32 protein-coding genes are annotated in these 25,512 nt (G+C 66.0%); 14 read left to right on the forward strand and 18 right to left on the reverse strand.

Annotation, left to right across the window (positions count from 1 at the left end; genetic code table 11):
- Window position 1 precedes the first annotated feature (1 nt).
- The 3 genes from ABRP34_RS13455 to ABRP34_RS13465 form a co-directional block, all read right to left on the reverse strand.
- Window positions 2-1,132 carry an exo-alpha-sialidase gene (locus tag ABRP34_RS13455; protein ID WP_353710567.1) on the reverse strand — a complete coding sequence of 377 codons (1,131 nt, stop codon included), beginning with the start codon at window positions 1,130-1,132 and terminating at the stop codon, window positions 2-4.
- Between the two features lie 75 nt (window positions 1,133-1,207).
- The gene (locus tag ABRP34_RS13460) at window positions 1,208-1,492 is read right to left on the reverse strand and encodes a hypothetical protein (protein WP_043418156.1); all 285 of its coding nucleotides are present in this window, start codon (window positions 1,490-1,492) and stop codon (window positions 1,208-1,210) included.
- A gap of 120 nt (window positions 1,493-1,612) precedes the next feature.
- On the reverse strand, window positions 1,613-1,840 hold the full coding sequence (locus tag ABRP34_RS13465; protein ID WP_353710568.1) for a hypothetical protein: 228 nt from the start codon (window positions 1,838-1,840) through the stop codon (window positions 1,613-1,615).
- Window positions 1,841-1,942: 102 nt separating this feature from the next.
- Between ABRP34_RS13465 and umuD the strand changes: the two genes are divergently transcribed.
- Window positions 1,943-2,374: a translesion error-prone DNA polymerase V autoproteolytic subunit gene (gene umuD / locus ABRP34_RS13470; protein WP_003800003.1), complete on the forward strand. Its 432-nt coding sequence runs from the start codon at window positions 1,943-1,945 to the stop codon at window positions 2,372-2,374.
- Window positions 2,367-3,650, forward strand: a complete 1,284-nt coding sequence (locus tag ABRP34_RS13475) for a Y-family DNA polymerase (RefSeq protein ID WP_353710569.1) — start codon at window positions 2,367-2,369, stop codon at window positions 3,648-3,650. The genes umuD and ABRP34_RS13475 overlap by 8 nt, the downstream gene beginning before the upstream one ends.
- A gap of 52 nt (window positions 3,651-3,702) precedes the next feature.
- Here the strand turns inward: ABRP34_RS13475 and ABRP34_RS13480 are convergent, their stop codons facing one another.
- Window positions 3,703-3,903 carry a hypothetical protein gene (locus ABRP34_RS13480; protein ID WP_003799999.1) on the reverse strand — a complete coding sequence of 67 codons (201 nt, stop codon included), beginning with the start codon at window positions 3,901-3,903 and terminating at the stop codon, window positions 3,703-3,705.
- 177 nt (window positions 3,904-4,080) lie between these two features.
- Here ABRP34_RS13480 and ABRP34_RS13485 point away from each other — a divergent pair, with 177 nt between their 5' ends.
- The 4 genes from ABRP34_RS13485 (at window position 4,081) to ABRP34_RS13500 (ending at window position 7,998) form a co-directional block, all read left to right on the forward strand.
- Window positions 4,081-4,587 carry a universal stress protein gene (locus tag ABRP34_RS13485; RefSeq protein WP_353710570.1) on the forward strand — a complete coding sequence of 169 codons (507 nt, stop codon included), beginning with the start codon at window positions 4,081-4,083 and terminating at the stop codon, window positions 4,585-4,587.
- 319 nt (window positions 4,588-4,906) lie between these two features.
- Entirely contained in the window at window positions 4,907-5,236 is a 330-nt protein-coding gene (locus ABRP34_RS13490; RefSeq protein ID WP_353713360.1) for a metal-sensitive transcriptional regulator, read from the forward strand.
- Window positions 5,237-5,295: 59 nt separating this feature from the next.
- Complete coding sequence (locus ABRP34_RS13495) at window positions 5,296-5,526, forward strand: heavy-metal-associated domain-containing protein (RefSeq protein WP_003799993.1); 231 nt, start codon at window positions 5,296-5,298, stop codon at window positions 5,524-5,526.
- A gap of 57 nt (window positions 5,527-5,583) precedes the next feature.
- A complete protein-coding gene (locus tag ABRP34_RS13500) occupies window positions 5,584-7,998 on the forward strand; it encodes a heavy metal translocating P-type ATPase (RefSeq protein ID WP_353710571.1) in 2,415 nt (804 codons plus the stop codon).
- Between the two features lie 68 nt (window positions 7,999-8,066).
- On the opposite strand, the gene ABRP34_RS13505 is transcribed toward ABRP34_RS13500, so the two are convergent.
- A complete protein-coding gene (locus ABRP34_RS13505; RefSeq protein ID WP_003799989.1) occupies window positions 8,067-8,339 on the reverse strand; it encodes a DUF2277 domain-containing protein in 273 nt (90 codons plus the stop codon).
- 213 nt (window positions 8,340-8,552) lie between these two features.
- On the opposite strand from ABRP34_RS13505, the gene ABRP34_RS13510 reads away from it, so the two are divergent.
- Window positions 8,553-8,816 carry a hypothetical protein gene (locus ABRP34_RS13510; RefSeq protein ID WP_307098374.1) on the forward strand — a complete coding sequence of 88 codons (264 nt, stop codon included), beginning with the start codon at window positions 8,553-8,555 and terminating at the stop codon, window positions 8,814-8,816.
- A gap of 104 nt (window positions 8,817-8,920) precedes the next feature.
- Here the strand turns inward: ABRP34_RS13510 and ABRP34_RS13515 are convergent, their stop codons facing one another.
- Entirely contained in the window at window positions 8,921-9,886 is a 966-nt protein-coding gene (locus ABRP34_RS13515; protein ID WP_353713361.1) for a DMT family transporter, read from the reverse strand.
- Window positions 9,887-10,107: 221 nt separating this feature from the next.
- Between ABRP34_RS13515 and ABRP34_RS13520 the strand changes: the two genes are divergently transcribed.
- Window positions 10,108-10,653: a CGNR zinc finger domain-containing protein gene (locus ABRP34_RS13520; protein WP_353710572.1), complete on the forward strand. Its 546-nt coding sequence runs from the start codon at window positions 10,108-10,110 to the stop codon at window positions 10,651-10,653.
- Window positions 10,654-10,703: 50 nt separating this feature from the next.
- Here ABRP34_RS13520 and ABRP34_RS13525 read toward each other — a convergent pair whose 3' ends face one another.
- The 3 genes from ABRP34_RS13525 to ABRP34_RS13535 all read right to left on the reverse strand — a co-directional run bounded on the left by ABRP34_RS13525 (window position 10,704) and on the right by ABRP34_RS13535 (window position 13,237).
- Window positions 10,704-11,129, reverse strand: a complete 426-nt coding sequence (locus tag ABRP34_RS13525; RefSeq protein WP_003800098.1) for a hypothetical protein — start codon at window positions 11,127-11,129, stop codon at window positions 10,704-10,706.
- Between the two features lie 113 nt (window positions 11,130-11,242).
- Window positions 11,243-11,836, reverse strand: coding sequence for a hypothetical protein (locus ABRP34_RS13530; RefSeq protein ID WP_353710573.1), 594 nt, complete (start codon window positions 11,834-11,836; stop codon window positions 11,243-11,245).
- Window positions 11,837-11,884: 48 nt separating this feature from the next.
- Window positions 11,885-13,237: an MATE family efflux transporter gene (locus tag ABRP34_RS13535; protein ID WP_353710574.1), complete on the reverse strand. Its 1,353-nt coding sequence runs from the start codon at window positions 13,235-13,237 to the stop codon at window positions 11,885-11,887.
- 158 nt (window positions 13,238-13,395) lie between these two features.
- Here ABRP34_RS13535 and ABRP34_RS13540 point away from each other — a divergent pair, with 158 nt between their 5' ends.
- On the forward strand, window positions 13,396-13,830 hold the full coding sequence (locus tag ABRP34_RS13540; RefSeq protein ID WP_003800103.1) for a DoxX family protein: 435 nt from the start codon (window positions 13,396-13,398) through the stop codon (window positions 13,828-13,830).
- Window positions 13,831-13,988: 158 nt separating this feature from the next.
- Here ABRP34_RS13540 and aztD read toward each other — a convergent pair whose 3' ends face one another.
- A complete protein-coding gene (aztD, locus tag ABRP34_RS13545; RefSeq protein ID WP_353710575.1) occupies window positions 13,989-15,233 on the reverse strand; it encodes a zinc metallochaperone AztD in 1,245 nt (414 codons plus the stop codon).
- A gap of 299 nt (window positions 15,234-15,532) precedes the next feature.
- Between aztD and ABRP34_RS13550 the strand changes: the two genes are divergently transcribed.
- Entirely contained in the window at window positions 15,533-16,507 is a 975-nt protein-coding gene (locus ABRP34_RS13550; RefSeq protein ID WP_003800107.1) for an acyl-CoA thioesterase, read from the forward strand.
- A gap of 97 nt (window positions 16,508-16,604) precedes the next feature.
- On the opposite strand, the gene dnaB is transcribed toward ABRP34_RS13550, so the two are convergent.
- Complete coding sequence (dnaB, locus tag ABRP34_RS13555) at window positions 16,605-17,990, reverse strand: replicative DNA helicase (RefSeq protein WP_003800110.1); 1,386 nt, start codon at window positions 17,988-17,990, stop codon at window positions 16,605-16,607.
- An 801-nt stretch (window positions 17,991-18,791) separates the two neighbouring features.
- On the opposite strand from dnaB, the gene ABRP34_RS13560 reads away from it, so the two are divergent.
- Both ABRP34_RS13560 and ABRP34_RS13565 read left to right on the forward strand, forming a co-directional pair.
- Window positions 18,792-19,178 (forward strand): hypothetical protein, encoded by a 387-nt coding sequence (locus tag ABRP34_RS13560; protein WP_353710576.1) that lies wholly within the window; start codon window positions 18,792-18,794, stop codon window positions 19,176-19,178.
- Window positions 19,179-19,180: 2 nt separating this feature from the next.
- Window positions 19,181-19,747, forward strand: coding sequence for a hypothetical protein (locus tag ABRP34_RS13565; protein ID WP_353710577.1), 567 nt, complete (start codon window positions 19,181-19,183; stop codon window positions 19,745-19,747).
- A 38-nt stretch (window positions 19,748-19,785) separates the two neighbouring features.
- On the opposite strand, the gene ABRP34_RS13570 is transcribed toward ABRP34_RS13565, so the two are convergent.
- Complete coding sequence (locus ABRP34_RS13570; protein ID WP_353710578.1) at window positions 19,786-20,100, reverse strand: zf-TFIIB domain-containing protein; 315 nt, start codon at window positions 20,098-20,100, stop codon at window positions 19,786-19,788.
- A 60-nt stretch (window positions 20,101-20,160) separates the two neighbouring features.
- The gene (locus ABRP34_RS13575; RefSeq protein ID WP_353710579.1) at window positions 20,161-20,796 is read right to left on the reverse strand and encodes an FMN reductase; all 636 of its coding nucleotides are present in this window, start codon (window positions 20,794-20,796) and stop codon (window positions 20,161-20,163) included.
- Window positions 20,797-20,904: 108 nt separating this feature from the next.
- On the opposite strand from ABRP34_RS13575, the gene ABRP34_RS13580 reads away from it, so the two are divergent.
- On the forward strand, window positions 20,905-21,327 hold the full coding sequence (locus tag ABRP34_RS13580) for a DUF1801 domain-containing protein (RefSeq protein WP_353710580.1): 423 nt from the start codon (window positions 20,905-20,907) through the stop codon (window positions 21,325-21,327).
- A gap of 120 nt (window positions 21,328-21,447) precedes the next feature.
- Here ABRP34_RS13580 and rplI read toward each other — a convergent pair whose 3' ends face one another.
- From rplI to rpsF, 4 genes are all read right to left on the reverse strand, one after another.
- On the reverse strand, window positions 21,448-21,900 hold the full coding sequence (gene rplI / locus ABRP34_RS13585; protein WP_003800120.1) for a 50S ribosomal protein L9: 453 nt from the start codon (window positions 21,898-21,900) through the stop codon (window positions 21,448-21,450).
- Window positions 21,901-21,918: 18 nt separating this feature from the next.
- A complete protein-coding gene (gene rpsR / locus ABRP34_RS13590; RefSeq protein ID WP_003800144.1) occupies window positions 21,919-22,158 on the reverse strand; it encodes a 30S ribosomal protein S18 in 240 nt (79 codons plus the stop codon).
- A 129-nt stretch (window positions 22,159-22,287) separates the two neighbouring features.
- The gene (locus ABRP34_RS13595) at window positions 22,288-22,869 is read right to left on the reverse strand and encodes a single-stranded DNA-binding protein (protein ID WP_003800146.1); all 582 of its coding nucleotides are present in this window, start codon (window positions 22,867-22,869) and stop codon (window positions 22,288-22,290) included.
- 55 nt (window positions 22,870-22,924) lie between these two features.
- Entirely contained in the window at window positions 22,925-23,230 is a 306-nt protein-coding gene (gene rpsF / locus ABRP34_RS13600; RefSeq protein WP_003800148.1) for a 30S ribosomal protein S6, read from the reverse strand.
- 308 nt (window positions 23,231-23,538) lie between these two features.
- On the opposite strand from rpsF, the gene ABRP34_RS13605 reads away from it, so the two are divergent.
- Window positions 23,539-23,874 carry a YnfA family protein gene (locus tag ABRP34_RS13605; protein ID WP_003800150.1) on the forward strand — a complete coding sequence of 112 codons (336 nt, stop codon included), beginning with the start codon at window positions 23,539-23,541 and terminating at the stop codon, window positions 23,872-23,874.
- An 88-nt stretch (window positions 23,875-23,962) separates the two neighbouring features.
- Here ABRP34_RS13605 and ABRP34_RS13610 read toward each other — a convergent pair whose 3' ends face one another.
- Window positions 23,963-25,393 (reverse strand): amino acid permease, encoded by a 1,431-nt coding sequence (locus tag ABRP34_RS13610; protein WP_353710581.1) that lies wholly within the window; start codon window positions 25,391-25,393, stop codon window positions 23,963-23,965.
- Between the last annotated feature and the right edge of the window lie 119 nt (window positions 25,394-25,512).

The following is a 25,512-nucleotide window of genomic DNA, read 5'->3' on the forward strand; positions in this document are numbered from 1 at the left end:
CTCATGCGGATGCTGCCACAGTAACCGGGGCCCCGGCCACAACAGCAGCGCGGACGCACAACACATCCGGCAGGTGGGACGCCACCTCCGTAAAGGTTTCACCTTCGTCGGCACTGGCATACACAGCGCCCCCGCGCGTTCCGAAGTACACGCCGGCGGGTTCAGCGGAATCCACGCCGGCCGCGTCACGGAGCACGGCATTGAATTCTGACTGCGGCAGCCCGGAGTCCAGTCGCTTCCAGGTGGCGCCGGCGTCGTCGGTGCGGTGCACGGCGAGCTTTCCGTCCGGCGGGATGCGTTCGCCGTCGGCCTTTAAGGGGACAACCCAGGCCGTGCCTGCACGCCTGGGGTGCGTCAGCATCACGAACCCGAAGTCGGCCGGCAGGCCCTCCGCTATCGACTCCCAGTTCTCGGCGTTGTCATCGGTGCGGTACACGCCGTGGTGGTTCTGCGCGTAAAGCCGGCCTTCGACGGCGGCATCCGCCGCGATTTTATGCACGCACTGGCCGAATTCCGGGTTGGGATCGGGCATGAAGTAGGCGGAGATGCCTTTGTTCCGCGGCTCCCAGGACGTCCCGCCGTCGAGCGAGCGGTACACGCCTCCGGTGCTCATGGCCACGTGCACGTTGTCCCCGGCGGGGTTGACCACAATCGAGTGGGCGGCTGCGCCGCCATAACCGGCACCCCACTCGCTGCGGTGCGGGTGGTCCCACAGACCGCGGTTAAGCTCGAAGTGCTCACCGCCGTCGGTCGACTTCCACACCGAAATCGGCTCCGCGCCGGCCCAGACCACCCCGGGGCGGGATTCCGCGTCGGGGTAGATCTGCCAGATCCGTTCCACGGCGGCGCCGGTGCCTTCCGGAAACTTGATGGCGCCCTGCTCGGGCTCGGTCCAGCTGGCGCCGAGGTCATCAGAGTGGGCAACGTAGGGGCCCCAGTGCTCGGACCGCACCCCCACCATGATGCGTGTGCGGCCGTCCCGTGTGTCGATTCCGATGCTCGGTATCTCGCTCATCAGGAAGTGCGGGCCGGAAAAGGACCACTGCTTCCGGTCCTGGCTGGTGGCCAGCCAGAGGCCTTTTTTGGTCCCGATGGCTAAAACGAAACTCTCTGAGGCATTCATGCACCCCATGCAACCACTCGGCCGGAGGGGCTGCAATGGTTTTGGCCCCCGCTGATAAACCAGGAGAACTCGCGGGGGCCGGCCCTAGGACCCGGTCTTCGCGGCTTTTGCGCTGCCGGCCTTCGCGGCAGCGCGGTTCCGCCACCACCGGCGGAGCAGATCGGCGGCGGCCAGGATTCCGGCCAGTGGGGTAAGGACGGCGGCGGCGTAAACGAACAGCAGCCAGGTGAGCGTGGCGATCGGGGGCTGGCTGCGGCTCAGCAGGGACAGGCCGCCGAACAGGCCCGCGACCCAGAAGAGCACCACCAGCGCCAGCACGGCTGCTGCCGGAAAGTACTCGTTCCGCACCACCCTTTTCAAGGTTTCCACCACTGATCCTCCTGCGCCTTGCATCCCCATGAGACCAGTATGCGACGCAGACCCGCTGCGACGGAGACGGCACGACGAACGTGTGATGAACACAACCGCTACCGCAGGCGCTACTGCGCCCTAACAGCGTGTCGGCTGGTTCGCTCTGAGCTGGATGAGGGTCAGGTCAAGTTCTGGAACGTCGGCCCGCTGAGCGCGCCCACCGTCACCCGTGGTCAGATCAGTCAACTGACGAACCGAATCGCCGTCCATGGTGGCGACGATCTTCACCAGGCCGCCAAGCACCCGGCCGGGGAATTCCTGGTCCAGCCGCTCGGTATGCGCCATACCGTTCAGGAAGGGCAGCACGTGCGTGCCTGATCCCACGTAGGGGCGCAGGTGGGGAATACAATTTGTCAGCCCCGGGGACTACACTGAGCTATCGAACATATATTCGAAAAAGGGTGTGTTGTGGGCGTGATCATTGGTCCCCGCGTGATAGAGGCGGGACTGTCCCTGCGGCTGGTGCTGATCTCTCCCGTGGCTGTGGCGGCGGGCTTCCCGTCCCCCGCGCAGGACTACTTTGACGGGCGGATCGACCTGAACGAGCACCTGATCAAGGACATCACCAGCACCTACATCGTGCGGGTGTCCGGTGATTCCATGGAACAGGCCGGCATCAGTGACGGCGACGAACTGATCGTCAACCGTGCACTGGAACCGCGGGACGGATCCGTGGTCGTGGCAGTGCTGGACGGCGAGCTCACCGTCAAGCGCCTGAAGATTACCGCGGCCGGCGTGGTGCTCCAGGCGGCCAACCCTCTGTATCCGGACATCAGCGTCCCCGCTCTGGCCGACCTCACCATCTGGGGCGTGGCCACGAGGTGCCTGCACCATGTCTGAGGCGCGGCAGCAGATAGCACTGGTGGACGTGAACTGCTTCTACGCCAGCGCGGAGCGCGCCTTCGACCCCTCGCTCGAAGGAAAACCCCTGGTTGTGCTCTCCAACAACGACGGCTGCGCCGTGACCCGCAGTCCGGAGGCAAAGGCCCTGGGGATAAGCACGGGCGAACCGTGGTTCAAAATCGCCCCGCGGGCCAAGGAGTGGGGCCTCGTTGCCCGGTCCAGCAACTATGAACTGTACGGCGACATCAGCGCCCGGGTCATGGAACTGCTGGGACGCTATTCGGCCTGGCTCGAGGTGTACAGCATCGACGAGGCCTTCCTGGGCATCAAGGGCAGCCCCGACCAGGTGGTGGGTCTCGGCCGGACCATCAGGACCGCGGTCCAGCGCAACGTCGGGGTGCCCGTGTGCGTCGGCATCGCCGCCACGAAGACGCTGGCCAAACTCGCCAACCGGTGGGCCAAGAACAATCCCGCGCTTGGAGGGGTGTGCCGCTGGGAGTCGATGGATCCGGAGTCACGTGAACTGCTCATGGCCCGGCTGCCGGTCTCGGAGGTCTGGGGCGTGGCGGGCCGGCTGGAAAGACGGCTGAACGCCATGGGGATCTGCTCCATCCTGGAGCTCAGCCGGGCCGATCCGGTGATGGTGCGCGACCGCTTTTCGGTGGTGCTGATGCGCACTGTGCTGGAACTGCGCGGAACATCCTGCCTGCCGCTCGAGGAGGAACGCGTTGGGCGGGACCAGCTCATCTTCTCCCGCTCGTTTTCCACTCCCCTGACGTCAGTCCCCGAATTTCGCCAGGTCCTGAGCGTCTACGCCCAGCAGGCGAGTGCCCGGCTGGCCCGGCACCACCTTCAGACCAGAGTCCTCACCGCGTTCGCCGGCACGTCCCATTACAACCCGAAGGACAAGTCGTTTCCCTCGGTGTGCGTTCCGCTGCCCATGCCTACCTCAGACCCGGTACTGCTCACCCGTGCGGCCCACGCCCTGCTTCCCGCGATCCAGGACGGCGTCAAATACGCGCGGGCCGGCATCATGGTCACCGACTTGCGGCCGTCCGGCAATCAGCAGCCCCTGGAGCCTTTCACCAACCCGCACGAGGAACGCGGGATCGGCCCGCTCGTTGAGCAAATCAGCCGGAAGTACGGCAGGGGTACGATCGGGCTCGGGTTCGCGGGACTGAGGAGCGGTCTGGACTGGAGCATGAAGCGTGGAATGCGTTCACCGCGCTACACCACGCACTGGGACGAGTTACCGGTGGCGCGCGCGAACTGACGCGCGAACTGACCGGCCCGCGCGTCCGCGAACCCGTCAGTCCACGAACTCCTCAGTCCACAAACTCAGACTGTGTCTCGATGAAATCCCACTCGGCTTCGGTGAGGACTGCCTGCGGGGTGTCCGGGTGCGGACCTCCCGCTTCGGCGATCCCCTGCATCACGAACAGCGGAACGTCGCCGGCCCGCAGATTCTCGCGAAGCCACTCCTTGCTTTTCAGGTCCAGATCAAGCCACCACATGAAAATCTGCATGGGATGCCGCCTTTCTACGTCTCCACGCTAGGCTCGCGGCGGTCAGTATTCAAGGGAAAATCGACACCCGTCCCCACGGGCAGCAGCCGCACCGCTGGATTGAAAACAGCCGCTGAGCTGGGGCGAAGGCCGGACTGGCTCTGGTCTTTCCTGACGCCGCGGGCACACAATTGACTTATGGATGCAGAGCACTTCAGCGGCCCGCTTCCCCTCCTTATGGGCGTGGTTCCCGGCCAGCATCCGGAGGTCCTCAAAACCGCCGTCGGCCTGGCCCAAAAGCTGTCGGCCCCCTTGCTCTGCGCTTATGTGGATGAGGCAAGCTATCTCGTTGAGTGGGATCCGGCGCGCTCCGCACACCGCCTTTCCCTGCATCCGGACAGGGACGACGACGACATCCGTTCCGTAACCACGGAACTGAAGTCGGTCATCGCGTCGGCCATCCAGGGCGGCGGACCGGCATGGACCTTGCGTACGCTGGCCGGAGACCCCGCCCGCGCCCTGGGCAGGCTGGCGTCCGAAGTCAATGCTCCGATGATCATTGTGGGTACGCCGGAACGCGGGTTCGGGCACCGCGTAACGGAACTCCTGAACGGTTCCGTGGCCGCCTGGCTCACCCACCACCAGAGCCGGCCTGTGCTGGTGGTGCCCTTCCGGATGGCAGCGCATCAGGACCGGGCGGAATAGCGGATGGCGGCTTCGTCGCCGGCTTTATGCGGCCGGCGAAAATAAAGCGAAAGTAGTTATTCGCGGCGGTGGCCAACTTGGCTACCGGCAAGTAAGCTAATCAGGCAGGCTGATCCAGAGCCCGCCCGAAGACTGCTCCGGAGTGCGTATCCCCCAATAACGCGCTCCGGAGCTTTTTTGTTGCCCGAAGTCTTCCGCGCGTCAGCCTCCTTTCGCACCCTTCCCTTCCCCGCCGCCGCTGACTGCCGAACCCTCCTTGACGGATACCCCCTAGGGGTATAACTTTGGACGCATGGAGACTTCCGAGGAACGGACGCCCATGGCGCCCAGCGAAGAAGCTGTTACTGAACCCCTGCAGCACGGCTACACGGCGGACAAGGAGGCGTACCTTCGCCGGCTCCGCCGGATCGAGGGACAGGTCCGGGGAATTGCCCGGATGGTCGAGGAAGACAAGTACTGCATCGACATCCTGACGCAGGTCGCGGCCGTGACTAAGGCCCTGCACGCCGTCAGCCTGGGCCTGGTGGAAGAACACATCGGCCACTGCGTTGTCGGGGCGGTCTCTGAACCTGATCCGGATCTGCGGGCTGAAGCCATCGACGTCAAGGTCAAGGAGGCGGCGGGTGCCATCGGGCGCCTGCTGCGCTAGCGGCAACCACCAACCACACAACTGGCCAACCCAGTCAGCTCACCAGCGAGGAGTCAGCAATGAGCACCATCTCCACAAAAGTCCACGTCTCCGGAATGACCTGCGGGCACTGCGTGTCCGCCGTCAGCGAGGAACTCGAGGCCCTGGCGGGCGTCGAGGAGATCGACATCGACCTCAATGCCGGCGGTGTTTCGACTGTCACCATCACCTCCACACAGAAGCTCTCCCCCTCGGAAATCGGCGAGGCAGTGGCCGAGGCGGGCTACCTTGTGGTGGCCAACGAGGCCTAACCCCGGCCTCCCATTCGCACCGGGCACCACCAGAGCACCACCACCGAAGGACCAGTCATGCGCACCGAACACCTTTCCGCAGGTTCCGCCCGCCGGGTGATCGAACTCGACGTCGAGGGCATGACCTGCGCGTCGTGCGTGAACAGGGTGGAAAAGAAGCTCGCCAAGCTCGACGGCGTCCAGGCCACGGTCAACCTCCCCCTGGAAACGGCCCACGTATCAGTCCCGGCAGGCATCACGGACCAGCAGATCACCGACCAAGTAGCCTCAGCCGGGTACAAGGCGAGGATCCGGAGGCCACTCCACCAAGACCCGGAAGAGAGCGCCCGGCACGACGCCGCAGCGACCCAGCACGCGGAGCACGGCGGACCGGCGCACGGCGGAGCCCCGGAACAGCACGAAGATCACATGAACCACGGCGGCACGGCATCCGAACTGAAGCCGCGCCTGCTCGTCGCGGCCGTCCTGACCGTGCCGGTGTTCCTGATCTCGATGGTCCCCGCCCTCCAGTTCGCCAACTGGGGCTGGGTGGTGGGCGCCCTGGCGCTGCCCGTGGTCAGCTGGGCGGCGTGGCCGTTCCACCGGGCTGCCGCCATCAACGCCCGCCACTTCGCCTCCACCATGGACACCCTGGTGTCGCTCGGTGTCACCGCCGCCTACCTGTTTTCCGCCTGGCAGCTCCTCGCCAACCCCCGCCTGACCGAACATCCCGGCATGGAGCAGATGGGTGCGGGTTCCGGCGGCCTGTACTTCGAGGTGGCCAGCGTGGTCACCACATTCCTCCTGCTGGGCCGGTTCCTGGAGGCGAACGCCAAGTCGAAGGCCGGGGACGCCCTGCGCGCCCTCCTGAACCTGGGCGCCAAGGACGCCACCATCCTCCAGGACGGCACCGAGGTAAAGATCCCGGCAAGCCGGCTTGCGGTCGGTGACCTGATAGTGGTCCGCCCCGGTGAGAAGATCGCCACCGACGGCGTGGTGGTGGACGGCGCCTCGGCAGTGGACGCATCCCTGGTCACCGGCGAATCGGTTCCGGTGGACGTCGGTCCGGGCAGCCTTGTCACCGGTGCCACCATCAATACGTCCGGGCGGGTGCTGGTCCGGGCCACGCGCGTCGGTGCCGAAACCACCCTGGCCCAGATGGGGCGGCTCGTGTCCCAGGCGCAGACCGGAAAGGCGCCCATCGCCCGGCTTGCTGACCGGATCAGCGCGGTATTCGTGCCGGTGGTCCTGGCCATCGCCGTCCTCACGTTCGCCGGCTGGCTGCTCGCCGCCGGGCCGGACATCACGGGACCGGAGCTTCGCGCGGCCTTCACGGCGGCGGTTGCCGTGCTGGTCATCGCGTGCCCCTGCGCCCTTGGCCTGGCTACCCCCGTGGGCCTCCTGACCGGCACGGGCCGCGGCGCTCAACTGGGCATCCTCATCAAGGGTCCGCAGGTCCTGGAAGACACCCGCACGGTGGACACCATCCTGCTGGACAAGACCGGAACCGTCACCAGCGGCCAGCTGTCCGTCATCGCAACCGCGGCGTTCGCCCCGTTCAGCGAGGCGGAAGTCCTGCGGCTGGCCGGTGCGGTCGAGTCGGCGTCGGAGCATCCGATCGCCGCCGCGATCGCTGCTGCCGCACGGTCCGCTGTGCCCGCAACGAGCCCCCGGTCGCACACCAGCCATGGCGGCAGTGAAGCGGACGACGGCGCGGGCCTGCCCGCCGTCGTCCGCTTCCATTCGGCCCCGGGCGGCGGAGTGGTGGGAACCGTTGAAGGACGGCTCGTGGCTGCCGGGCGCACCGGTTGGCTGCGGGACAACGGCGTTGAGCCCACGCCGGCGCAGGGCCAGGCGCTCCGCGCCGCTGAAGAGTCCGGTGCCACGGCAATCTGGGTGGCCGTGGACGGCGAGGCTGCCGGCATCATCGAGCTGCGGGACACGGTCAAGGCGGGATCAAAGGCGGCTGTCGCACGGCTTAAAGCCTTGGGCCTGCGGCCCATGCTGCTCACGGGCGACAACGCCGCGGTCGCAGCCCAGGTGGCTGCCGCCGTCGGGATCGACGCGGACGATGTCTTCGCCGGCGTGCTGCCCGAAGGCAAGGTGGAAGCTGTCCGCCGGCTGCAGGCCGGCGGTGCGACGGTGGCCATGGCCGGCGACGGTGTGAACGACGCCGCGGCCCTGGCGCAGGCGGACCTCGGCATCGCGATGGGCTCGGGCACGGATGTGGCGATCGAAGCCGCCGACCTGACCGTGATGGGCAACGACCTCGGGCAGGTGGCCACCGCAATCGAGCTGTCCCGGCGCACGCTGGCCACCATCAAGACCAACCTGTTCTGGGCCTTCTTCTACAACGCGGTGGGCATTCCGGTGGCGGCCCTCGGCCTGCTCAATCCCATGGTGGCCGGTGTGGCCATGGCGGCGAGTTCGGTGCTGGTGGTGGCCAACTCGCTGAGGCTGCGCCGCTTCGGCAGGCAGCACCCAGCCAGGTAGCAGCACAGGGCGTTCCCAGCGCTGGGAACGCCCTCAGCTGCTACTCACTTGGGCCGGCGGACCAGCGCCTAGGCCGCCCCGAAGCGGACGGCCGCCCGTGCCTTCGCCTTGGCCGCTTCCTCGTCGCGGTCCTTGGCCGGAGCGTGCGTCACAAGGGATTCGAGCAGATGCTGGGTCACGTGCGCTATCTCGTGCACGGCACGCTCGAACGCCTCTTCATTGGCCTTGGAGGGCCTGGTGCTGCCGCTGATTTTGCGGACGTACTGCAGCGCCGCGGCGTGTACCTCCTCGGACGTGGCGTGGGGTTCGTAGTTGTGAAGGGTACGGATATTCCGGCACATACCCCCATGCTAGGCTCTGGAGCGCCGAGGATCGACCCTTCCGTGCCCGCTTCTGGCGGGGCTTCTGCCTGTGGGGATGACTCCATGGGGAGCGCTGCCCATCGACACTCTTTTGGGCCGGAGGATAGTTTTTAGGCAATGGATCTTCCGGACGAGCCGGAGGCCGCTGGGGATGCCGACTGGATCGGGTCCGTTGATTGAAGGAGATATTTAATGGCTATTTGGGGTGCAGACATTGCGCAGCTGAAGAACTTGGGCACCAAGCTTCAGGCTGGTTCGAACGAAATCGAGAAGCAGAAGTCCCTGCTGACCAAGGTGCTCGAGGGCACCGACTGGAAGGGCCCGGACGCCGACAAGTTCCGCAGCGAGTGGCACGGCCAGCACGCAGCAGCCCTTGCCAAGGTGGCGCAGGCGCTGGACGAGGCCGGCAAGCAGGCCAGCCGCAACGCTTCCCAGCAGGAGGAAGCCTCCCGCTAAGCCGGGAACGCACCGGAGGGCCGGACGCACCATGCGTCCGGCCCTCCGGCATTTAAGCGGTGCGTCACTGACGGTCCGTCAATGAGGTCCCCGCCATTGAAGACTTAGGGGACGGGCTCGACGTCGTTCGCGTGGTCGAGCGGTCCAGTCACCGCTGCGGGTCCCCCAGATTTGGCTCCGCGGAGCTCATCCAGCCGGACGCACAGCACGCCGCCCACGATCAGCATTCCGCCCGCGAGCTGGATGGCGCCGGGCAGTTCGCCAAGCAGCAGCCAGGCCCAGATCACGGCAAACAGCACCTCGGTGAGGGACACGAACGAGGCCACCTTGGTGCCGAGTGCGCGTGCAGCCACGATCCCCGAGACGTAGGCCAGGACGGTTGCAAGCACCACAAGGCCGCCCAGCGGAACCCACCACGGCGTGGTCCATGGGCCGAGGTTGGTATCGGCCGTACTCATGGCCATGGGCAGGAGGCCGGTGGCCGCCATCAGCCACATGACAGCGGCACCCATCAGAAGCCCGCCCGACGCGAGCACGATGGGCGGCAGGGTGTCGTTTTCCTTGGCCGTGAGGAAGAAATAGATGGCAAGGCAGACAGCCGCGGCAAGGCCCCAAAGCACGCCGACGGCGTCGACCTGCACGGCACCCGTGAGGTCCAGGACGAGGACCAGCCCGCCCAGGGACAGCAGCGTCCCTGCGATGGTGAGGGGGCGCGGCCGCTTCCGGCTGGCCGCCCAGAGCCACAGCACAATCAGTACCGGGCCGAGGTATTCGAGCAGCAGTGCCACGCCAACAGACAGCCGGGCCACGGCGTTGAAGTAGAACAGCTGGCAGCCTGCGACGCCGATCAGGCCAAACAGGACAATGGTTAGCCAGTTCGACCGCAGCTGGTGCCACCGGCCCCGGAGCGCCGGAACCGCGGGGATTGCGAGGATGAGCGCGGCCCCCGTCAGCCGGGCAGTCACGGCTGCCCCGGGCGTCCAGCCGGTTTCCAGCAGTGCCTTGGCGAAGGAGCCCGAAAGCCCGAAGATCGCGGAGGAAAAGAGGGCGACACCCAGTCCTGACGCCAGGAAGCCGGAGGCTTTGGCCGTGGCCGCCCGGCCGGGGGCGGCGTCCTGAGCAGGGGCGGGAGCCTGGGCCGGCACTGGGGCCGGCGCCTCCACCGAAGCGGGAGCCGTTGAGGTTAGCGCCGTTTTGGTGCGGTTGTTCGATGCGGGCACGGATGCCTCCCGTCAGGAGTAAAGTGGGGTATTGGTCCTGACACTATGCCCCCGCATTGTAAGGAGTCAAGATGGTCTTTGCCCCTGACACGGAACTCGCGCTGCGCTTCGTAGTGAACCTCATCAACTCGGCCGCCAACGGCGAGGAACACCTGGCCACAGTGGAAGATCTGGACGAGTTCCTGCGGCAGGATGGCTTTACCGGTTTCCGCACCCGCGACACCGCCGAGCTGTCCAGCATCCACGCACTGCGGACGGAACTGGCAGCCCTGTGGACGGCGGATGAGGACACGGCCGTGGCTGGCGTGAACCGTCTCCTGCGCGAGGCCCAGGCACTCCCCCAGCTCCTCAAGCACGACCAGTGGGACTGGCACCTGCACGCCACGACGCACGATGCCCCGCTGGCGGACAGGATGGGCACCGAAGCAGCCATGGCGCTGGTGGACGTGATCCGCAGCAAGGAGATGGACCGCATGCTCGTGTGCGCGGCCGATGACTGCGACGCTGCGGTGCTCGACCTCAGCCGGAACCGGTCCAAGCGGTACTGTGACACCGGGAACTGCGCCAACCGAGCGCACGTGGCGGCGTACCGGGCACGGCGCGCCAGCGGAGAGTAGTCAGCGCGAGCAGAGAGTATGCCGCGCAGGCGGCGGCTGGCGGTTAGGCGTTAGGAGGTTCCGCCGTCGGGCCCGGATTCGCCGGTTGCGGCCGAACCCGCCGAACCCGGGGCATCCGGGCGGCGCTGGGTTCCCCCGCTTGAGGTTCCCCCGCTTGAGGTTCCCTGGGCCCCGTGGCCGCCGTGTCCCTGCGAGGGCTTCCGGGCCGAGCTCAGGTTCACCCCGGAGCCTTTCCCCAGGTGGGCGGCATTGTCCTTGTAGCTCATGGACAGCATCGCGGCGATGACGAGGGTGACAATGAAGGCGATGCCGGCGGCGGTGAAGGCCAGGTCGAACCGCGGCGACCGGGCGCTGCCGCCGGAAGCAAAAATCAGAACTGCGAAGAACGCCACCACAGCCCAGAAGGCGGAGAACATCAGGGGTCCCTTCACCGAGGTCCGCAGGTTTCGCGGTTCTCCTGGTTTCTGGTGTGCCAAGGTGATTCCTCCCGTGCGGGCGGCGCGATGCGGCCTGCCCGCTGTGATGTGTGCTGGTGCTGAAGGGGTACTGGGTGTCGAAGGCTGTTCTACAACGAGTAGAAGCCCTGGTACTAGTTTACGGCCTTTGGCGCGTCCGCCCGCGCATCGTGCCGGAGCGAGAGGCCTGCCAGGATCCAGAGCACGCCCGAGATTATGGCCCCGCCGCCGGCAACACCCAGCAGCGCGTGGGGACCAAGGCCCACAAAGAACGGCAGGGTGCCGGCCGTGCCCAGCCCGATGACTCCGGAGGCCAGCCAGTCGCGGGCCAGGACATGCCGTCCGCGCAGCGTAATGCCCAGCCACAGCTCGGCCGCCGACGCCACGGCCAGCCCCACAGCGCCAATCACGGCGAACAGCAGGCTGCCCTGCAGGAACAGCAGGGCCACGCCGGCACCGGTCAGGGCCGCACCCGCAGCGGACAGCAGGCGGCCGGCGGGCGCTTCCCGCCGGAAACCGGTCATCGGAATGCCCCACAGCAGGATCAGGCCCGTGGCCAGCAGATACACCCCGCCCGTCAGCGACATTCCGGCCACCGAAGGGGCCGCCCAGAACACGGTCACGGCGCCGAACGCCAGCGCGGCGGCAGCCCGCAGCAGGGCGGGTTTCCACAGCTCCGCCGAGGGGGCAGGCACATCGGATTCAGCAGGGTTAACGGGGGAAGTCACTGCCCCAGTTTAGTGCGCCGGCCTGTGCCCGCGAATCCGGGCCGCAGGCTAGGAGCCGAGCACCATCCAGCGGTCCGTCCTGGCCCGCAGTCCCAGGGTCACGGCCCGGGCGCACATGTAGCCCAGCGAAAAGGCCACCCACACCCAAACCAGCGCCGCAGCGCCGTCGGCCCCGGCCAGCGGCACCACCAGCAGCAGCGGAAGGTACACCGCGAGATTTACGACGCCGGCAATCGCCAGATACTTCGCGTCGCCGGCCCCGATCAGCACCCCGTCGAGGACGAACACGTAACCGGCGAGGGGCTGGCCCGCGGCCAGAACCCACAGGGCCGCTGTCAGCACCGACTGGACGCCGGCGTCGGGCGTGAAGAGAGCGCCGGCGAACGGGGCAGCCAGGGCGAGGAGCACGCCGGTGACCACACCGAAGCCGGTGCCCCAGCGGATCATGGTCCGGGTCAGGATCCGGGCTTTGCCGGGGTTGGAGGCGCCCAACTCCTTTCCGATCAGCGCCTGCGCGGCGATGGCCAGTGCGTCCAGTGCGAAGGCAAGGAAGGTGAAGACCGTCATGGCCAGCTGGTGGGCGGCCAGGTTCACCGCTCCCTGGGCCGTCACCACGAGAACAGTGGCAAGGATGGCAGTGCGCAAGCTGAGGGTCCGCAGCATGAGCCAGGAGCCCACCTTGGTCATGGCCCGGATCCCATGCCAGTCGGGCAGCAGGCTGACCCCGTAATGACTGGCGTTGCGCTGCACCATCACCAGGTACACTGCGGCCATCGCCCACTGCGCGATGCTGGTTCCCATTGCAGACCCGACCACGGACAGCCCGAGTCCGTACACCAGCACCAGGTTCAGGACGATATTTAGGGCGAAGCCCGCCGTGGCCACTACCAACGGCGTCCGGGTGTCCTGCAGTCCCCTCAGCACGCCCGTGCCCGCGAAGATGAGCAGCATCGCGACCAGCCCGGGCATGGACCAGCGCAGATAGTCGACGGCGAATGTGCGGATTTCCGGGCTCGGCCCCATGAGCCCGATCAGCGGCTCCGCGGCGAGGAACCCTGCCAGCGCCAGCGTGGTCCCGAGCAGGAGGGCGAGCCAGACGCCGTCGCGCCCGGCGGCCAGCGCCCTGCCCAGCTGGCCGTCCCCTACCGCCCGCGCCACGGCCGGGGTGGTGGAGTAGGCCAGGAAAACCATCAGCCCCACCGCGGTGTGCAGCACCGCCGAGGCCAGTCCGACGCCGGCCAGCTGGGCCACGCCCAGGTGCCCCACGATGGCCGAATCGGCAAGCAGAAAGAGCGGTTCGGCGATCAGCGCGCCAAAGGCTGGAACGGCCAGCCGGAGGATTTCACGGCCGTGGCTCTCGGGTTTGGGGGTGGAAACGGCGGCGGAAGGCGATTGTGGCACGGATTCAGCCTAGCTGGCGCAGAAAAGATAACCACGACACATTAGTTGACACTTCAACAAAATTTCGGGAGAGTGGAATGGAAGCATCACCGGACGCGCTCCGGACTGCATGCGTAAAAGAGACAAACCCCCAATCGATCCGAACGGTGAGAATCTCCATGAACCAGTCCACCCAGACCACCACAGCCCTGACGATCCTGCGAGTGATCGCGGGATTCCTCTTCGCCGCGCACGGCTGGCAGAAGTTCAACGAATTCACCATCGCCGGCACGCAGGCATCCTTCGCCAAGATGGGGGTCCCGGCCGCTGAGGTCGCCGCCCCGGTCGTCGCCACGCTGGAACTGGTGGGCGGCATCGCCCTCATCCTCGGCGTGCTGACCCGCGTCTTCGCCGCCCTTCTCGCCCTGGACATGCTCGGCGCCCTCTTTCTGGTCCACGCCTCGGCCGGAGTTTTCGTCGCCACCGGCGGCTACGAGCTGGTTCTCCTGCTTGCAGCCGGGGCAGCGGCCATCGCCCTTGCCGGAGCCGGCCGCCTCTCGGCGGACGCAGCCCTGTTCGGCCGCAGCGATTCAAAGCTCAAGGTTCTCGCGTAACATCCCCGGACAGGCAGCACCGTTCCAGGGCGGTGATTGTCCGGGAACAACGACGGCGGCTGCTCGCCTGGCGCTTCGGCGCCCGGCGGGCGGCCGCCGTCGTTTAATGTCATTCCGTGGTTTCGGCCGGCTGCTGTCAGCTCAGCCATGTCTGTTGTTCAGCCGGTGACGCCCGTCAGTTCATCGGGCGTGTGGGCCAGCGTTGCTGTGCGGACAGTCTTTCCCGCCTTCAGGTCAACGGCGTGCAGTTTCCGGGTGGCCGGTTCGGTTACATAGGCCATGGAGCCCTGGACGTACAGGGTGGGCCGCGGGTCCTGCCACGCCTCGGGCTCCTGCCAGGCCGGCACGACGGGAATCGTGGACTCGGTGGCGCCGGTCAGCGGGTTGAGAACATGCAGCGCGCCGTCGGTGCCAAGGACCAGTGCCTCCCCGGCCGGCCCGCGCCCCAGCGACCGGAAGGAATAGCTCGTCCTGAGTTCCACCAGCTTCAGGGCCTTGGTGTCGGTGTTCACCAGTGAAATCCTGGTGGGCCGCTCCAATACCGCTTCCTTGTCCACCTTGTAGTCCCCCAGCACCACAGGCGACGCCGGCGAGCCGGCCTGGTTGCCCATCCTGCCATAGGTGTCCGGGCTGGCGACCTTGGCGAACTTGCCGTCCTTGAATACCAGCATCCCGTCCTCGCATCCGAAGATCACGGTGCTGTCGCCGGCCACTGCCTCACCGTGGACGCCCGGGCAGTCCGGGCTCCGGAGGATCTCCCTGCGGTCCTGGCCCGCGGCCTGCCCCAGGAGGGCCACGGCGTTGCGGGCATCCTCGTCCCCCACTGTCACCAGCAGCTTCCCGTCATCCAGTTCCACAGCCACGCCGTGGTGGGCCTCGGGCGCTGTGTAGGTCGCCGTCTCCGGAAGCCCGTCATCCGCCAGCGTTCCAAGGGCGGCCGATTCAAAGGACTCCACCTTGCCGGACCCGTCACTGAACAGGACGGTCCTTCCCGCGTGCCGCACCACATGGCCCGGCTTGCTGGCCCCGAACGCGTGATCCGTCAGTGTTGGCTCGGCGGCATAGGAATGGCCATGGTCGCCATGCTGCTCGGTCCAGGTGCCGGCATCGAGAACGCGGAACGAGTCGTCCGCCGCCACCAGGACGTGGCGGCCGTCCCCCGCAGGGCTGATCCGGGTGTAGCCGTCCATTACAACGTCCCCGGCGGGCTGAAGGGTTGCCGCGTCCAGCACTCCGACGCCGCCGGCGTAGGTGTACACCAGTCGCGGCTCAGGGGCGCGAAGCTCGGCCGGTTCCGCGGTCCCTCCGTGCGGGGAGGTGCTGCCGGAACTCTCGGCGGTACTCTGCGCGGGGCCAATGGCGCAGCCTGCCAGCAGCAGGACAACTCCGCAGGCAGCGGCCACGGGCACTACCAGCGGCGCTGCGAGGGGCCTTTTGAAAGCCGCCACGAATGGCTTGGTGGACAGCCCTGAATATGGGCTCTCTGCGCGGCGGCGGGTGCTGCGCGGGGCAGGAGAATTGAATCGTCTCGTCAACATGACACTAATGATAATCATTATTATTAGTGATCCGGCGACTCCGGCTCTTGCGTGACGGGGAATTCAGGGCACGGGATTCATCGCGCGGGCGTCTTATGGCATCGATGAACACGATTGTGAAGCCCCGGATCTGACCAAAGGAAGGCGGTCAGTAAACTGCGACCATGAGCGAGACTGCCGCCAACTCAGTGACCCTCCGCTTCCTTGCCGCCCCCATGGACGTGGGCCACAGCGGATCCGTCGACGCCGGCACGGTGCTCGAGTGGGTGGACAAGGCGGCATATGCCGCCGCCGTCGGCTGGGCCAAGTCCTACTGTGTCACCGCCTACGTGGGGAACATCCACTTTGCCGACCCGGTGAACATCGGCGACATGGTTGAGGTCACGGCCACCATCGTCTTCACCGGCCGCTCCTCCATGCATATCCGAACGGTGGTTTCCTCCGGGGACCCCAAGGGCGGGCCGGCCACCATGCGCAGCCAGTGCATGGTGATCTTTGTGGCGGTTGGCGAGGACGGGAAGCCCGTCCCGGTTAAGCAGTTCGAGCCGGTAACGGCGGAGGAACTGGAACAGCGGGACCACGCCCTGGCCCGGATCGGGATCCGCGAGCAGATCGTCGAAGCCATGAGCGCGCAGGAATATACAGATGCCGGGACCGCCGAGCGCGTCGTGCTGCGGTTCATGGCAGCGCCCACCGACGTTAACTGGGGCGGAAAAGTCCATGGCGGCATCGTCATGAAATGGATCGACGAAGCCGCATATGTTTGCGCCTCACGCTACTGCGGCCGGGACACGGTGGCCGTCTTCTCCGGCGGCGTGCGCTTCTACCGGCCGCTGCTGATCGGCCACGTGGTGGAGGTGGAGGCGCGGCTGGTCTACACGGGCACCAAGGGCATGCACGTTGCCGTACATGTCCGGTCCGGGGACCCCAAGGGCCGCGAACTGAACCTGACCACCTACTGTCTCACCGTGATGGTCGCCCGCGACGCCGAGGGCACCTCGGTCCCCATCCCTGCATGGACCCCCGTGTCCGAGGAGGACAAGCGGCTTCACGCCCATGCCCGGGAACTCCTGGAAATCAGGGCAGCAGCCCCGGGAAACAGGCTGCCCAACCACCTGCTGCAGTCGCAACGGCACTAGCACCGGCGGCCTGCGCTGCCCCCTCGGACACTGCTCGCGCGGACACTGACCCCTTGGACATCGCTCCCGCGGAACGCCAGGCCGAGGCCGCCGCAGCCTAGAAGCCGCCGCCCCCGCCGGCGTCCCCAGCCATGTTGGCGAACCGCGAGTAATGGCCCTGGAAGGCGACCACGATGTCCTTGGTAGGGCCGTTACGGTGTTTGGCCACGAGGATGTCTGCTTCACCGGCCCGCGGGGACTCCTTGTCGTAGACGTCCTCGCGGTGCAGCAGAATCACCATGTCGGCGTCCTGCTCGATGGACCCCGACTCACGCAGGTCCGAGACCATGGGGCGCTTGTCCTGGCGCTGCTCAGATCCACGGTTCAGCTGCGACAGCGCGATGACAGGGACCTGGAGTTCCTTGGCGAGCAGCTTCAGCGCACGGGAGAACTCGGAGACTTCCTGCTGGCGGGACTCCACTTTCTTGCCCGAACTCATGAGCTGCAGGTAGTCAAGGATGACGAGTTTGAGGTCGTGCTGCTGCTTGAGGCGGCGGCACTTGGCCCGGATCTCCATGAGGGACATGTTGGGGCTGTCGTCAATGAACAGCGGGGCATCATTCATGCGCCCCATGGTGGTGGCAATCTTGGACCACTGCTCGTCCTTGATGGTGCCCTTGCGAAGGTCCTGCAGGCCGATGGTGGCCTCGGCCGACAGGAGACGCATGGCGATCTCGTTGCGGCCCATTTCGAGGGAGAACATCACTGTGCTCAGGTTGTTCTTGATGGCTGCCGAGCGGGCAAAGTCCAGTGCGAAGGTGGACTTACCCACGGCAGGCCGGGCGGCAATGACGATCATCTGGCCCGGGTGCAGCCCGTGCGTCAGCTCGTCCAGCTCGTAGAAGCCGGTGGGGACGCCCACCATGCCCTCGCCGCGGTGGCCGGAGGCTTCGATCTCATCCACCGTGGACTCCATGACGTCCTTCAGGACGACGTAGTCTTCCGCCGTGCGGCGCTCGGCCACCGCGTAGACCTCCGCCTGGGCCTGGTTGACCAGGTCTTCGACCTCGCCGTCCTGCCCGTAGCCGAGCTGCACGATCTTGGTGCCGGCATTGACCAGCCGCCGGAGCACGGCGCGCTCCGCCACGATCTCGGCGTAGTAGCCTGCGTTCGCGGCCGTGGGTACCGTCTGAATGAGCTCATGGAGGTAGGCCGGTCCGCCGATCCGGTTGATTTCGCCGCGTTTGGTCAGCTCATCGGACACCGTGACGGCATCCGCGGGTTCTCCGCGGCCATAGAGGTCAATGACCGCCTCGTAGATGGTTTCGTGGGCAGGGCGGTAGAAGTCTTGCCCGCGCAGGATCTCAACCACGTCCGCAATGGCGTCCTTGGAGAGCATCATGCCGCCCAGGACGGACTGTTCGGCGGGGATATCCTGGGGAGGTTTACGGCTGCCTTCGGATTCGCGGGTACCTTCGATTGAGTCCAGGTGCGTAACTGACAAAGCTGCCGTCCTCCAATGTGTCCGCAGTCCGTGCAGGAGGACTGCGGCGCGTGTGCCGTGTGCCGTGGGTGGGCCGCGCAGCAAGGATCTGCTGCCCGGGCTGGTGCAACTACACCAGCAGGCCCTGACATTTTTCGGTCCTGGCCGTTGACCCAGGCGACGCCTCATCCACAGGTTTTCCACAGGGCAGCACTAATCTCCCGGAGCCCGGCTGTTCGCCGGCTCCGGTCTTCAGGCCGGCAGGGAAAACTCACCCGAATGGGGTGTCTCCGCTACGTTAGCGCCCGGGTGGCCACTCACAAAGCCGGCAGTTTCGCACCTCTGTGGATAACGTGTGAACAACAGACTGCTGCTTGTGCACAGCCTGTGGGGGAAGCTGTGGATAGTAAATTTCTTTTCGGCATATATGCCGCCTGACCTGCGGAAACGTTCAGATTTTCCTGTGGACAAATTTAAAATTTGCGCCAACCTTCATCCACAGCCTTAACCGTTGTCTGGGGATACCGGCCGGTAAGTCTGCCTCCGGTGGGAGTTTTCGCGGCCTGTATTCCCACTTTGTGATACTGATCACCGGCATATGTCGGGGGCCGTCCACGCATGCATGGCGCCTGGACGAACCTTCCGATCGAGGGTCATCACAGGAGGGCAGCACCATGCGCAGCCGGGCATATGCTGTGGATAACGCTGATCTGGCGTTAAGCTCTAGGTATGGGCGACGTTCTGACAGTCTTGGTTCCTGCCCTTGTCCTCGCCGCAGTCCTCTGGGCTCTCGCAACGGCATTGAAGCCGCGGGATGGGGGCATGTCCGACGCGGACCGCTACCAGCTGGATCTGGCCCGGCGTTCCCAGGCCCATTACGCAGCCCAGGTTCAGGCGGCCATGACGGCCCGGGCACGCATAGAGGCGGCAGCCCTGCCAAGCCAGAACCGGCAGCAGCAGATCCAGCAGCACGACCATCGTCAGGCGCCGCCGCCGGGCCATGCCGGCCACGATCCCGGCCACCTTCCTGACTACCCGCACGGCTCGTATCCTGCAGCGCTTGGGCCCGGGACAATGCTGAACCCGCAGCTGGCGCTGCAGCTGCAGACATTGGTGCGCAACGGGCAGAAGCTCCAGGCCATCCGGCTTTTGCGCCAGGCCACCCATTCAAACCTTTTGACCGCCAAGCAATATGTAGATCGGCTGTAACCATGGAATCGCTCGTGATCCCCTTCCTGATCCTCGTGGCCGTGGCTGTCGCCGTGGCCCTCGCGGCTCGTGCGTTCAGCCGCCGCCGGCGCACGGTCAGTGAGCCAGCCAAGCCGCCGGCGGAGTCCGCGGAGCTCGCAAAGGAAGCCGCAGCCAAGCTGTCCGAGGACGAACACAGGCGCCTGTATGCGCTCATCGCCCAGGGCCAGGCCATGGCGGCGATCAAGCTGTACTACGAGGTGTCAGGACAGGGCTTGCGCGCATCGCGGGACGCAGTGGCCGCGCTGGCAGCCCATCCGCAGCCCTTCCGCTTACCGGCCCAGGTACCCAGCGAACCCGAAGACGACGACGAGCCGCCTCAGCGGTTCCCGTACCGGTACCGGGCCATTGCCAGCAAAGGCGATGTCACCCGGGAGGTCAGCAGCAACATGCTCAATGACGAGATCTACGGCCGCATCCGCACGCTTGCCAAGAGCGGCAACGTCGAAGCAGCCGCCACCGCGCTGACCCGGCACTCAGACATCACCATGAAGCAGGCGCGCGAATTCATCGCCCTGCTGGACGACTAGCAGCGGTCGGGCGCCCGCGGGCACGTAGCGGCAGCCGCCTAGAAGTCGAACAGGTCCCCCAGCCAGCCTTCCTTCTTCTTGTGGCGGCGGCGGTCATGGTCGCGGTCGTATCCCTTGCCGTAGCTGCGGTCGTCGTAGCGCGGCTGGTCACGCCGCGGTTCCACGTTGCGGTACAGCGGCGGAGGAACCATGCCGGGCGCGGGCGACACCGGCGCAGGGGGAGCGGGCGCCGGAGGTGCCGCCGTCGCCCCCGCGTTGACCCGGTCGATGATCTTGTCCAGTTCGCCGCGGTCCAGCCACACACCCCGGCACTGAGGGCAGTAGTCGATTTCGACCCCGCTGCGTTCGCTCATGACCAGGTCTGAAGAATCAATGGGACATTTCATGCCCGGCACAACGAGCGGGTACCGCGATTAGTTCGCGTTGCCGCCCGCCGAGATCCCGGCCAGCAGCTGTTCAAAGGGCAGCGACTCCAGCAGGGCCGGCCTGCGGCCCGGCTGGTCGCCCTCCAGGAGGCTGCTGAACTCTGCCGCCGCCCGTTCGATCCGCGCCGAAAGGGGGGTTCCGCCGTCGTCCGTGTTTCCCCAGTCCTGGGGGCCGGCGAAGACGGCCGTGGCGGCCGTCCGCGTGCGCAGGTAGCTGAACAGCGGGCGCATGGCGTGGTCGAGCACCATCTGGTGGCGGTCCGTTCCGCCGGTGGCCCCCAGGAGGGCCGCCTTGCCGTCCAGCGACTTGGGGTCGAGCACGTCAATGAAGGACTTGAATAGCCCGCTGTAGGACGCGCTGAACACCGGTGAGACCGCGATGATGCCGTCGGAGGACTCGACGCCGGCGATGACCTCTGCCAGCCGGGGCGGGGCAAAACCCGTGACGAAGTTGTTGGCGATGTCCACGGCCAGTTCACGCAGTTCCACGACGTCGGTGGTCACCTCGTAGCCGGCGGCTGCCAGCTCCCGTGTCGCGGCTGCGGCCAGCTGGTCGGCCAGCAGGCGGGTCGACGAAGGCACTCCCAGGCCGGCGGACAGAACGGTAATGCGGCGGGTCTCCATGGCGGTCTCCTCTGGATGGCTCTATATATGCATTTGCATCTACTAGCTCAACCCGGGAGGGATTGCCTTTATTCCGCTGCCCCGTAGACGGCCCAGTACACTGCGTCCATGGCGGATAACAAGACACAGGTGACAGGGGTTTCGGCGGACGACTTCCTCGCGGCTCTGGAGCATCCGGTGCGCCGGCAGGACGGCCTACGCCTTCGCGCCCTCATGGCGGAACTGACGGGCCAGGAACCGGAGATGTGGGGTCCTACGATCGTCGGATTCGGAACGGTGCACTATAAATACGCCACCGGGCGCGAAGGGGACACTGCAGCAGTGGGGTTTTCTCCCCGCAAAGCCAGCCTGTCACTGTATGGGCTAACGAATGCGCCGGAGTCGGCTGCGCTCCGCGAGCGTCTGGGAAGGCACAAGACGGGTGCCGGCTGCCTCTACATCAACAAGCTGTCCGACATCGATGAGGCCGTGCTGGCCGAGCTGATCAGCATCGGCTACCGCTATGGGACCACAGTCCTGCACAGCCGGTAGGAAGCAGGACGAGACCCGCAGGAACGACGAAGCCCCCGCCGTCGGCTTCCCGGAGGAATCCGACGGCGGGGGCCGTCAGCAGTTCAGGACTGCGGAGTGGACCGGCAAAAGCCGGATCTCCTACTTGCCTGCGACTACGTCGAGTTCGATCACAGCGGCAACGTCGTCGTGCAGACGAACGTTGGCCTGGTAGGAACCAACCGACTTGATGTGTGCCGGCAGTTCAACCTTGCGCTTGTCGATGCGGCCGAGGCCAGCGGCCTCAACAGCGTCGGCTACGTCGCCCTGCTTGACGGTGCCGAACAGGCGTCCGGACTCGCCAGCCTTGACAACGAGCTTGACCGGCTTGGCGGAGAGTGCAGCAGCCTGCTTCTGAGCGTCTTCCAGGGAAGCGTGCTCGCGGGCAACGCGGGCAGCCTTGATGGACTCAACCTGCTTCTCGCCACCCTTGGACCAGGTCAGAGCGAAACCGCGGGGCAGCAGGAAGTTACGTGCGTAACCGTCCTTGACCTCGACAACGTCGCCAGCAGCACCGAGACCGGTTACTTCGTGGGTCAGAATGAGCTTTGCCATGTTAGTTAATCCCTTTCCTTAGCCCCGGCCAGCGCCGGAGTAGGGCAGCAGAGCAACTTCGCGGGCGTTCTTGATTGCCTGGGCGATCTTGCGCTGCTCCTGCACCGTGACGCCAGTGACGCGACGGGCGCGGATCTTTCCGCGGTCGGAGATGAACTTGCGCAGCAATGCTACGTCCTTGTAGTCGATGACAGTGATGTCAGCGGCCTTCAAGGGGTTGGACTTTGGTTTGGGCTTACGGAGTTCAGCCTTAGCCATCGTGGAGCTCCTATTCTAGGGAGCCCGTGAATCGTGATCCACGGGATGGTGGTGGTCCGATCGCGACATGTACAAAACGTCCCGCGTGGAACGCCTTGGCGGATGCTGCGCCGGGCCTTTGTTTTGTTGTTAGAAGGGAGGTTCGGAATCCGGGCCGTTGCCCCAGCCGCCGCCCGCATTGCTGACTCCGGGCGTGGCCCATGGGTCATCCTGCGCTGCTGCGGGCTGGTTGCCGCCCCAGTTTCCTCCGGTGTTGCCGCCCTGGTTTCCACCCTGGCCGCCACCGAATCCACCGCCACCGAATCCGCCGCTGTTGCCGCCGCCGAAACCGCCCTGGCCGCCGGAGCGCTGGGTGCGGTTGACTTTGGCATTGGCGTAACGCAGGCTCGGGCCGATTTCGTCGACTTCGAGCTCGATAACGGTGCGCTTCTCGCCTTCTTTTGTTTCGTAGGAACGGCTCTTCAGGCGGCCGGAAACAATCACGCGGGTGCCCTTGGTGAGGGACTCGGCGACGTTCTCTGCTGCCTCGCGCCAAACCGAAGCGCGGAGGAACAGGGTTTCCCCGTCCTTCCACTCATTGGACTGGCGGTCGAAGGTGCGAGGCGTGGACGCGATGGTGAAGTTCGCTACTGCCGAACCTGACGGTGTGAACCTCAGCTCGGGGTCATTGGTCAGATTACCGATGACCGTAATAGTGGTTTCGCCTGCCATCTACTGCCTCCTTGTTCGTTCCTGCGGTGTAAAGAATGAAAGCTGTGAGCTGAAATTACTCAGCAACAACCTTCTGCTCTTCGGGGCGGATGATCTTGGTGCGCATGATGGTCTCGTTGAGACCCAGCTGGCGGTCAAGTTCCTTGGCGGTAGCCGGCGTCGCGGTGAAGTTCACCACGGCGTAGATACCTTCGGACTTCTTCTTGATGTCGTAAGCCAGACGGCGACGGCCCCAGATGTCAACCTTTTCGATGGTTCCACCATCGTTGGTGATGACGTTCAGGAACTTCTGAAGCGACGGCTCTACGGTACGCTCTTCGACCTCGGGGTCGATGATTACCATCAATTCGTAAGGACGCATATGTGAACCCACCTCCTTTGGGCTAAGCGGTTACGGTATTTCCGTAACAGGAGGTTCATTTGCGGTGCCGTGCAGGCCCGCGTCCAAAAATGGACCAGGGCGCAGCACAGACTTCACTATCTTAGTGCATCGGGACGGAATTCTGCGATTCGGACAGCTCCAAGGCTAGTGGCCGCGATGGCGAGCCGGAAGCGGCGGGCCGCCTATGTGGAAAACACGCAGGAAGCCGGCCGCCCGACTGACCCCGGCGCCGGCGCCAGTCATATGGCCCGGGCTGCGGACAACTCCCGGCCCGGGATACTGGAGCCATGACGATTCTGAAATCCGTGCTCCTCTTCACCCTGGCTGCGGTTGCGGAGATCGGCGGAGCATGGCTGATCTGGCAGGCCGTGCGGGAGGACAAGGCGTGGTGGTGGGCCGGACTCGGAATTGTGGCGCTGGGGCTGTACGGCTTCGTGGCCGCTTTCCAGCCGGACGCGCACTTTGGCCGTGTCCTCGCGGCGTACGGCGGGGTCTTCATCGTCGGGTCCTTGGCCTGGGGCATGCTTCTTGACGGGTTCCGGCCCGACCGCTGGGACCTCATCGGTGCCACCGTCTGCCTCGTTGGCGTCGCCGTGATCATGTTCGCCCCACGGCAGGGCTGACCTCCAAATGAAATCATCCGCCCGGTCCGGCCGTGACGGCCAACCGGGCGGATGATTTCAGAAAAACGGTTTGAGATGCGGCGCCGGTTTACGACGCCGGGCCGGACCCGACGCCTGCTTCCGCGGTTTCGGGGGACGTTTCGGAGGTGGCCGGCACCTCAGCCCGGCCCGGACCGCCCTTGCGGTAGCGCCACACACCGATACCGACCACCACGACGGCCAGGGCAACGGAGAGCAGGAGCGACTCGCGGGTGGTATCCAGGATGACCATGCCGATGATGAGCGCCACGATGCTGCCGATCGCCAGCCAGGTGAGGTAGGGGAAGAACCACATCTTGAGCGTCAGGTCCTTGGCCGCCGCTCCCATCCGGCGGCGCAGCACCAGCTGCGACGCTGCAATGACCAGCCAGACAAAGAGCGCGATGGCGCCGGAGGTGTTCACCAGGAACAGGAATACCGTGTCCGGGGCGATGTAGTTCAGTCCCACGGTGATGAATCCGACCACGGTCGATGCCAACACTGCAGCGGCCGGCACGCCGCGCTTGGAGATGCGGGTCCAGGACTTCGGGGCGTCCCCGCGCTGCGAGAGCGAGAACAGCATGCGGCTGGCCGTGTAGAGGCCCGAGTTCAGGCAGGACAGCACAGAGGTCAGCACCACGACGTCCATGATGGTGCCCGCACCGGGAATACCAAAGAGCTCAATGACTGCGACGTAGGGGCTCTTGGCAACGTTGGCGGAGTTCCAGGGCAAGAGCGTGACAACGATCGCGATGGAGCCGATGTAGAAGACGAGGATTCGCCAGACGGTGGACTTCACGGCCTTCTTGACCGCTTCAACCGGGTTTTCGGATTCACCGGCTGCGATGGTGGCGATCTCAGCCCCGAAGAACGCGAAGACCACCACGAGGATTCCGGCCAGGACGGCTCCCGGCCCGTTGGGGAGGAAGCCGCCGTTGCCCGTCAGGTTGCTCAGGCCAGGCGCCGGAACGCCCGGAACCAGGCCGAGGATCGCCGCCACACCGAAGAGGAGGAACAGGATGATGGCCGTGACCTTGATGGAGGCGAACCAGAACTCGAACTCCCCGTAGGACTTCACCGAGCCCAGGTTGGTCAGCGTGAGCAGGACCATGAGCACCAGGGCCCAGACCCACTGGTCGATGCCGGGCACCCAGCGGTGCATAATCGCCGCGCCGGCGGTCGCCTCGATGCCCAGCACGATGATCCAGAACCACGCGTAGAGCCAGCCGATGCTGAAGCCCGCCCAGCGGCCCAGTGCTTTGTCCGCGTAGGTGGAGAAGGAACCGGTTTCGGGGTTAGCGGCCGCCATCTCGCCAAGCATCCGCATGACCAGAATGACCACGATGCCTGCGGCCATGTAGGCCAGCAGGATGCCGGGACCGGCCTGCTGGATGGCCGCGCCGGAGCCGACGAAGAGGCCGGCGCCGATGACGCCCGCAATGGCGATCATCGACAGGTGCCGGGGTTTTAGGGATTTCGACAGTTGTTGGTCAGCGTGCATGGCTGCGCCATCCTCGTTTTGATTGCAGGTTTTGGGGCGGTGGCCGGGCGGCAGAGTCTGTGCCGGGGACCACACTGTGCGTTTCACACTAAGGGAGCCGGGGGCAGGTCCGGGCTGTG

The sequence above is a fragment of the Arthrobacter sp. K5 genome (assembly GCF_040448525.1).
Taxonomy (GTDB): Bacteria; Actinomycetota; Actinomycetes; order Actinomycetales; family Micrococcaceae; genus Arthrobacter; species Arthrobacter globiformis.

Coding starts and splice junctions, on each gene's coding strand:
- ABRP34_RS13475 (WP_353710569.1), top strand. CDS start 2,367: ATGTCTGAGGCGCGGCAGCAGATAGCACTGGTGGACGTGAACTGCTTC.
- ABRP34_RS13505 (WP_003799989.1), bottom strand. CDS start 8,339: ATGTGCCGGAATATCCGTACCCTTCACAACTACGAACCCCACGCCACG.
- ABRP34_RS13540 (WP_003800103.1), top strand. CDS start 13,396: ATGAACCAGTCCACCCAGACCACCACAGCCCTGACGATCCTGCGAGTG.
- ABRP34_RS13500 (WP_353710571.1), top strand. CDS start 5,584: ATGCGCACCGAACACCTTTCCGCAGGTTCCGCCCGCCGGGTGATCGAA.
- rpsR (WP_003800144.1), bottom strand. CDS start 22,158: ATGGCTAAGGCTGAACTCCGTAAGCCCAAACCAAAGTCCAACCCCTTG.
- ABRP34_RS13480 (WP_003799999.1), bottom strand. CDS start 3,903: ATGCAGATTTTCATGTGGTGGCTTGATCTGGACCTGAAAAGCAAGGAG.
- ABRP34_RS13510 (WP_307098374.1), top strand. CDS start 8,553: ATGGCTATTTGGGGTGCAGACATTGCGCAGCTGAAGAACTTGGGCACC.
- ABRP34_RS13520 (WP_353710572.1), top strand. CDS start 10,108: ATGGTCTTTGCCCCTGACACGGAACTCGCGCTGCGCTTCGTAGTGAAC.
- ABRP34_RS13455 (WP_353710567.1), bottom strand. CDS start 1,132: ATGGGGTGCATGAATGCCTCAGAGAGTTTCGTTTTAGCCATCGGGACC.
- ABRP34_RS13580 (WP_353710580.1), top strand. CDS start 20,905: ATGGCGGATAACAAGACACAGGTGACAGGGGTTTCGGCGGACGACTTC.
- ABRP34_RS13490 (WP_353713360.1), top strand. CDS start 4,907: ATGGCGCCCAGCGAAGAAGCTGTTACTGAACCCCTGCAGCACGGCTAC.
- ABRP34_RS13550 (WP_003800107.1), top strand. CDS start 15,533: ATGAGCGAGACTGCCGCCAACTCAGTGACCCTCCGCTTCCTTGCCGCC.
- ABRP34_RS13495 (WP_003799993.1), top strand. CDS start 5,296: ATGAGCACCATCTCCACAAAAGTCCACGTCTCCGGAATGACCTGCGGG.
- rpsF (WP_003800148.1), bottom strand. CDS start 23,230: ATGCGTCCTTACGAATTGATGGTAATCATCGACCCCGAGGTCGAAGAG.
- rplI (WP_003800120.1), bottom strand. CDS start 21,900: ATGGCAAAGCTCATTCTGACCCACGAAGTAACCGGTCTCGGTGCTGCT.
- ABRP34_RS13610 (WP_353710581.1), bottom strand. CDS start 25,393: ATGCACGCTGACCAACAACTGTCGAAATCCCTAAAACCCCGGCACCTG.
- ABRP34_RS13565 (WP_353710577.1), top strand. CDS start 19,181: ATGGAATCGCTCGTGATCCCCTTCCTGATCCTCGTGGCCGTGGCTGTC.
- ABRP34_RS13570 (WP_353710578.1), bottom strand. CDS start 20,100: ATGAGCGAACGCAGCGGGGTCGAAATCGACTACTGCCCTCAGTGCCGG.
- ABRP34_RS13560 (WP_353710576.1), top strand. CDS start 18,792: ATGTCCGACGCGGACCGCTACCAGCTGGATCTGGCCCGGCGTTCCCAG.
- ABRP34_RS13595 (WP_003800146.1), bottom strand. CDS start 22,869: ATGGCAGGCGAAACCACTATTACGGTCATCGGTAATCTGACCAATGAC.
- ABRP34_RS13485 (WP_353710570.1), top strand. CDS start 4,081: ATGGATGCAGAGCACTTCAGCGGCCCGCTTCCCCTCCTTATGGGCGTG.
- ABRP34_RS13605 (WP_003800150.1), top strand. CDS start 23,539: ATGACGATTCTGAAATCCGTGCTCCTCTTCACCCTGGCTGCGGTTGCG.
- ABRP34_RS13575 (WP_353710579.1), bottom strand. CDS start 20,796: ATGGAGACCCGCCGCATTACCGTTCTGTCCGCCGGCCTGGGAGTGCCT.